Genomic DNA, 6,292 nt, shown 5'->3' with positions numbered 1-6,292 from the left:
CTGGCGTTGATTTTTGGCACGCTGTTGAGTTCTCAAGGAACGGACGCTTCCTTTGTACTCACCCTCTCGGGCTTTCCTCCGGGCGCTTCCCTTCGTTGTTTCCAACCTTACCAGATTCTTTTTCCGTTCCGTTTCCGGTTCGGATTCAGTTCCGGTGGCCGTTGGAAGGCCTTTGCCTTTCGGCTGACCCGACTTTATCAGAGATTCTGAGTCGGAATTTCCGGCCCGTCCTGGGCCCCCTGCGAGGCACACAGGTGTGCCGGGTTCCCGATCTGGCGGAGCCGTAAACGTACTGGAGCGGGGCGCCCCGATGCAAATCGAGGCGCCCCGCTCCGCAAGCGAGCTGGTGGGGCGTCAGACCTCGACGACCACCGGCAGGATCATCGGGCGACGGCGGTAGGTGTCCGAGACCCACTTGCCGATCGTGCGCCGGATGAGCTGCTGGAGCTGGTGCGGCTCCGCGACCCCGTCGGCGGCCGACTTGGCGATGGCGTCCTGGACCTTCGGGATGACCGCGTCGAACGCGCTGTCCTCGATACCGGAGCCTCGGGCGTGGATGTTCGGGCCACCGGTGATCTTGCCGGTCGTGGAGTCGACGACCACGAAGACCGAGATGATGCCTTCCTCGCCGAGGATGCGGCGGTCCTTCAGGTGCACCTCGGTGACGTCGCCGACCGAGAGGCCGTCCACGTACACGTACCCCGCCTGGACCTTGCCGACGATCTTGGCCTTGCCGTCGACGAGGTCGACGACGACGCCGTCCTCGGCGATGACGATGCGGTCCTTGGGGACGCCCGTCAGGGCGCCCAGCTCGGCGTTGGCGCGCAGGTGGCGCCATTCGCCGTGGACCGGCATCAGGTTCTTCGGCTTGCAGATGTTGTAGAAGTACAGCAGCTCGCCGGCCGAGGCGTGGCCCGAGACGTGGACCTTGGCGTTGCCCTTGTGGACGACGTTGGCGCCCCAGCGGGTGAGGCCGTTGATCACGCGGTAGACCGCGTTCTCGTTGCCCGGGATCAGGGAGGACGCCAGGATCACGGTGTCGCCCTGGACGATCCGGATCTGGTGATCCCGGTTGGCCATGCGGGACAGGGCCGCCATCGGCTCGCCCTGCGAGCCCGTACAGACGAGCACGACCTCGTGGTCCGGGAGGTCGTCGAGGGTCTTGACGTCGACGACCAGGCCGGCCGGGACGCGGAGGTAGCCCAGGTCCCGGGCGATTCCCATGTTCCGGACCATGGAACGCCCGACGAAGGCGACCCGCCTGCCGTACTCGTGGGCCGCGTCCAGGATCTGCTGGATGCGGTGCACATGGCTGGCGAAGCTGGCCACGATGATGCGCTTCTGGGCTCCCGCGAAGACCGAGCGCATGACGTTGGAGATGTCGCGCTCGTGCGCGGTGAAGCCCGGCACCTCGGCGTTCGTGGAGTCCGAGAGCAGGAGGTCGATGCCCTCCTCGCTGAGGCGCGCGAAGGCGTGCAGGTCGGTGAGACGGTTGTCCAGCGGGAGCTGGTCCATCTTGAAGTCACCGGTGTGGACGACCATGCCGGCCGGGGTGCGGATGGCGACGGCCAGGGCGTCCGGGATGGAGTGGTTGACCGCCACGAATTCGCAGTCGAAGGGGCCCAGACGCTCGCGGTCGCCTTCCACCACCTCAAGGGTGTAGGGGCGGATCCGGTGCTCCTGCAGCTTGGCCTCGATCAGGGCCAGCGTCAGCTTGGAGCCGATGAGCGGGATGTCGGGCTTCAGCCGGAGCAGGAAGGGAACGCCGCCGATGTGGTCCTCGTGGCCGTGCGTGAGCACGATGCCCTCGATGTCGTCGAGGCGGTCCTTGATGCTGGTGAAGTCCGGAAGGATCAGGTCGATGCCGGGCTGCTCCTCCTCGGGGAAGAGCACGCCGCAGTCGACGATCAGCAGGCGGCCGTCGTACTCGAACACGGTCATGTTCCGGCCGATCTCGCCGAGACCACCGAGCGGGGTGACGCGCAGGCCGCCCTTGGGCAGCTTCGGGGGCGCGCCCAGTTCAGGATGCGGATGACTCAAAAGACTCTCCTCACCACACGCGCCACGTACCAGTGAGGCACGTGGCGCGTGTGACATTCGTGCACTTGCTGTTGTCGGATGTTGCTTTCGTATTCAGTTGTGAAGTCTGTGGCTAAAGCTCTACCCCGCCGGCGGCGAGGTCGATCTTGAGCTGAGCGGTTTCCTCCGGGGAGAGCTCCACCAGCGGCAGGCGCAGGGGGCCGGCGGGGAGTCCCTGGAGGGCGAGGGCGGCCTTGGTGGTGATCACGCCCTGCGTGCGGAACATGCCGGTGAAGACCGGGAGGAGCTGCTGGTGGATCTCAGTGGCCTTCTGGACGTCGCCGGTGAGGTGGGCGTCGAGGAGGGCGCGGAGCTCCGGGGTGACGACGTGGCCGACGACGGAGACGAAGCCGCAGGCGCCGACGGAGAGCAGCGGCAGGTTGAGCATGTCGTCGCCGGAGTACCAGGCCAGGCCGCTGCGGGCGATGGCCCAGCTCGCGCGGCCGAGGTCGCCCTTGGCGTCCTTGTTGGCGACGATGCGCGGGTGGGCGGCGAGGCGGACGATCGTCTCGGTGTCGATCGGGACGCCGCTGCGGCCGGGGATGTCGTACAGCATCACGGGCAGGCCGGTGGCGTCCGCGATGGCGGTGAAGTGCCGGAAGAGGCCCTCTTGCGGGGGCTTGTTGTAGTACGGCGTGACGGCGAGCAGGCCGTGTGCGCCGGCGCGCTCGGCGGCGCGGGCGAGCTCGACCGAGTGGTGGGTGTCGTTGGTTCCGATGCCGGCGACGACGTGGGCTCGGTCGCCCACGGCCTCCAGGACCGCCCGTACGAGCTGGTCTTTCTCCGCGTCGCTGGTGGTCGGGGACTCGCCGGTGGTGCCGTTGATGACCAGGCCGTCGTTGCCTGCGTCGACCAGGTGGGCGGCGAGCCGCTGAGCGCCGTCGAGGTCGAGTGCGCCGTCCGCCGTGAAGGGCGTGACCATGGCGGTGAGGACCCGCCCGAAGGGGGTCTGCGGAGTGGAGATCGGAGCCATGGGTAACACGCTACTCGCTGCTCTGCCCGCTGGGTCCCCTCGGGTGACGTGAGGGAGGTGGAGCCCGGCACTGCCTGCTCGGGGGTTCAAGCAGTGCCGGGTCCGTTTGATCAGCCTAGATGAACTTCTCGAAACGCCGCAATACGGACACTTCGGGCGGATGATCCGTACATCTGTACCGCGCTGTGACCTGGGACGACTACGGAGCGACCCGGCCGTTGGCGTTGAAGGCGGCGTACGTGAGCGGCATCAGCCGCGCCCACTCCCGCTCCATCTTCTCGCCGACCATCTCGATCTCACGCTGTGGGAAGGACGGCACCTTGGCCAGCTCGTGCTGCGTGCGCAGGCCGAGGAAGTGCATCAGCGAGCGGGCGTTGCACGTGGCGTACATCGAGGAGAACAGGCCCACCGGGAGGACCGAGCGGGCGACCTCGCGGGCGACACCGGCGGCGAGCATCTCCTGGTACGCCTCGTACGCCTGGACGTAGGAGGCCTCCATCGTCCGCTCCACGAGCGCCTGCTGCTCCTCGGTGCCCTCGACGAAGACGTACTTGCCGGGGCGGCCCTCCTGGACCAGCTTGCGGGAGGCGTCCGGGACGTAGAAGACCGGCTGGAGCTCCCGGTAGCGGCCGGACTCCTCGTTGTACGACCAGCCCACGCGGTGCCGCATGAACTCGCGGAAGACGAAGATCGGGGCGCTGATGAAGAACGTCATCGAGTTGTGCTCGAAGGGGCTGCCGTGCCGGTCCCGCATCAGGAAGTTGATCAGGCCCTTCGAGCGCTCCGGGTCCTTCTGGAGCTCCTCCAGGGACTGCTCGCCCACCGTGGAGACACGGGCGGCGAACAGGACGTCGGAGTCGGCCGCGCTGTGCTTGACCAGCTCGACGGTCACATCGCTGCGGAAGCTGGGCTTGAGCTCTTCGGCGGGGGTGTCGGTCACCGGCGGGGTCCTTCCAATTGCGTCGCTCGGGCGGCGCCCACTCTACGGCCCGGCACTGACAGCACATGAATCCCTTGAATTCGGGCACCGAAAGGGGCACCAAACCGCTGCTTCACGCGTCTGTCCCAGTAGCAGCGTCCATCACGAGATTCAAGGAGGGTTCTCACATGTTCCGCCGGCGTGAGGCAGTCCCGTTCGCGTTCGTCGCCGAGGCCGACCGCTTCCGCAGTAACGTCACTCCCCCGGCTCGGCAGCGTCCGAGCATTTCCGAGGTCGCCGGTCGTACGCTGATCGGGCTGACCGTCGTGGCCGGTCTGGTCGGGTCGCTGCTCTTCGGCCTTCCGGCGATGGAGTCGGGGCCCGCCACCACCGGTCACGGTCAGCAGTCCGAGGCCTCCCACGGGCGTTGACGCGGGACTGCCCCCGTACGGCCACCCTGGGGTGGCCGGTCCTCGAACCGCTGGGTAGCCTCACCCGGCACAGCCCCATCGAGCGTGCGTATGAGTGAGGATCAGCCGTGCCCCTGCCCTTTCTGACGGCCGACCGTGGTTTCGACACCGACGAGGACGTCGCTCTGCCGTTCGACGACGACCACGATCAGTGGCGCCGCCCGTACCGCCCGGGGCCCTGGCGGGTCGCCGCGGCGGCGGTGGCGCTGCTGCTCGCCTCGTTCATCCTGCTGGCCACCATGATCATCGCCTTTGCCGGGGCGCTGTCGGGCGCGGCCGTGTGCCTCGGGCTGGCGGCGCTGGTGATCGTCGGTGCGCTGCGCATGCTGCGGGTGGGGGCGTGGGTGAGCCGGCACGGTGTGCGGCGCGTCGCGTTCTTCCGGACGGAGACCGTGCCGTGGGCGCGTGTGTCGGCCGTACGCACGGTGCAGCAGCCCGTGCGGTGGCTCGGGCTGCCGCGCACCGTGCAGGGGCAGGCCCTCGTCGTCGTACGCCAGGGTGGTGAGCAGCTCGCGCTGCTCACCGACCACAACGCGGACTTCCTGGCGCGGGTCGAGGCGTTCGACCGGGCGGCCGACACGGTCGAGGCGTGGAGCGCGGAGTACGCGGTCAGCGGCTGACCGGCCGGCCGCTTTCGTAGCGGCCCTCGTGGAGGGCGATCGCGCGCTGCATCGCCTTGCGGGCGCGCGGGGTGTCGCGGGCGTCGTGGTAGGCGACCGCGAGCCGGAACCAGCAGCGCCAGTCGTCCGGCGAGTCCTCGGTCTCCTCGCGCCGCTTGGCGAAGACGGCGTCGGCCGAGTCGCGGTCGATGCGGCCGCCGGGCGTGCGCTTCAACTCGTCGGCCGGCAGGCCGCCTTCGGCCTCCAGTTCGGCGGCCAGGCGGTTGGCCTTGGTGACGAACTGGGTGTTCTTCCACAGGAACCAGACGCCGATGACCGGCAGCACGAGCACCGCGCAGCCGAAGGTGACGGTGAGCGCGGTGCCCTGCTGGATCAGCATCACGCCACGGCTGCCGACCAGGACGAAGTAGACGACCAGGACGGCTGCCGTGACGAAATACGTGAGCTTCGCTCGCATGATGTGATCAGCCCAGGTCCAGGAAGTGTTCCAGGCCGAAGGTGAGGCCCGGCGTCGTCACCACGCGGCGCGCGCCGAGCAGGATGCCCGGCATGAAGCTGCTGTGGTGCAGCGAGTCGTGGCGGACCGTCAGGGTCTCGCCCTCCCCGCCGAGCAGCACCTCCTGGTGGGCCAGCAGGCCCCGCAGGCGTACGGCGTGGACCGGGACCCCGTCCACGTTCGCACCGCGCGCGCCGTCCAGGGCCGTCGTCGTCGCGTCGGGCTGCGGGGCGCAGCCGGCCTCGGCGCGGGCGGCGGCGATGAGCTGGGCGGTGCGGGTGGCGGTGCCGGAGGGGGCGTCCACCTTGTTGGGGTGGTGGAGCTCGACGACCTCGACCGACTCGAAGTACGGCGCGGCGATCTGCGCGAACTTCATGGTGAGGACCGCGCCGATGGAGAAGTTCGGCGCGATCAGGACACCGGTGTCCGGGGAGGCCTCCAGCCAGCCGCTCAACTGGGTGAGGCGCTCCTCGGTCCAGCCGGTGGTGCCGACGACGGCGTGGATGCCGTGGCGTACGCAGAAGTCGAGGTTGCCCATGACGGAGGCGGGGGTGGTGAGCTCCACCGCCACCTGGGCGCCCTTCTCGGCGAGCGTCTCCAGCTTGTCGCCCCGGCCGAGGGCCGCGACCAATTCCATGTCGTCGGCGGCCTCGACGGCGCGTACGGCTTCGGAGCCGATGCGTCCCTTGGCGCCGATGACCGCGACCCTCAGCTTGCTGCTCATGCTCGTGCTTC

At 68.9% G+C, this 6,292-nt stretch carries 8 protein-coding genes; 3 read left to right on the top strand and 5 right to left on the bottom strand.

Features of this window, described 5'->3' with window-relative positions:
* The coding region (locus AB0J57_RS31820) for a hypothetical protein (RefSeq protein WP_366131836.1) at window positions 1–210 on the top strand (210 nt) is incomplete at its 5' end.
* Between the two features lie 144 nt (window positions 211–354).
* On the opposite strand, the gene AB0J57_RS31815 is transcribed toward AB0J57_RS31820, so the two are convergent.
* The 3 genes from AB0J57_RS31815 to thyX form a co-directional block, all read right to left on the bottom strand.
* Window positions 355–2,040, bottom strand: coding sequence for a ribonuclease J (locus AB0J57_RS31815; protein ID WP_366131835.1), 1,686 nt, complete (start codon window positions 2,038–2,040; stop codon window positions 355–357).
* A gap of 112 nt (window positions 2,041–2,152) precedes the next feature.
* Window positions 2,153–3,052, bottom strand: a complete 900-nt coding sequence (dapA, locus tag AB0J57_RS31810) for a 4-hydroxy-tetrahydrodipicolinate synthase (protein WP_366131834.1) — start codon at window positions 3,050–3,052, stop codon at window positions 2,153–2,155.
* 199 nt (window positions 3,053–3,251) lie between these two features.
* On the bottom strand, window positions 3,252–3,992 hold the full coding sequence (thyX, locus tag AB0J57_RS31805) for an FAD-dependent thymidylate synthase (RefSeq protein ID WP_366131833.1): 741 nt from the start codon (window positions 3,990–3,992) through the stop codon (window positions 3,252–3,254).
* Between the two features lie 167 nt (window positions 3,993–4,159).
* Here thyX and AB0J57_RS31800 point away from each other — a divergent pair, with 167 nt between their 5' ends.
* Both AB0J57_RS31800 and AB0J57_RS31795 read left to right on the top strand, forming a co-directional pair.
* Window positions 4,160–4,402 carry a hypothetical protein gene (locus tag AB0J57_RS31800; protein ID WP_366131832.1) on the top strand — a complete coding sequence of 81 codons (243 nt, stop codon included), beginning with the start codon at window positions 4,160–4,162 and terminating at the stop codon, window positions 4,400–4,402.
* Window positions 4,403–4,509: 107 nt separating this feature from the next.
* A complete protein-coding gene (locus AB0J57_RS31795) occupies window positions 4,510–5,061 on the top strand; it encodes a hypothetical protein (RefSeq protein ID WP_366131831.1) in 552 nt (183 codons plus the stop codon).
* Here the strand turns inward: AB0J57_RS31795 and AB0J57_RS31790 are convergent.
* Both AB0J57_RS31790 and dapB read right to left on the bottom strand, forming a co-directional pair.
* Window positions 5,051–5,518, bottom strand: coding sequence for a tetratricopeptide repeat protein (locus AB0J57_RS31790; RefSeq protein ID WP_366131830.1), 468 nt, complete (start codon window positions 5,516–5,518; stop codon window positions 5,051–5,053). The two genes, AB0J57_RS31795 and AB0J57_RS31790, sit on opposite strands and share 11 nt — an antisense overlap.
* 7 nt (window positions 5,519–5,525) lie before the next feature.
* Complete coding sequence (gene dapB, locus AB0J57_RS31785) at window positions 5,526–6,281, bottom strand: 4-hydroxy-tetrahydrodipicolinate reductase (protein WP_366131829.1); 756 nt, start codon at window positions 6,279–6,281, stop codon at window positions 5,526–5,528.
* Window positions 6,282–6,292 lie beyond the last annotated feature (11 nt).

This window comes from Streptomyces sp. NPDC049837 (genome assembly GCF_040674455.1).
Taxonomy (GTDB): domain Bacteria; phylum Actinomycetota; class Actinomycetes; order Streptomycetales; family Streptomycetaceae; genus Streptomyces.
Note: the sequence above shows the minus strand (reverse complement) of the source record. Positions and strands in the feature narration are given on the sequence as shown.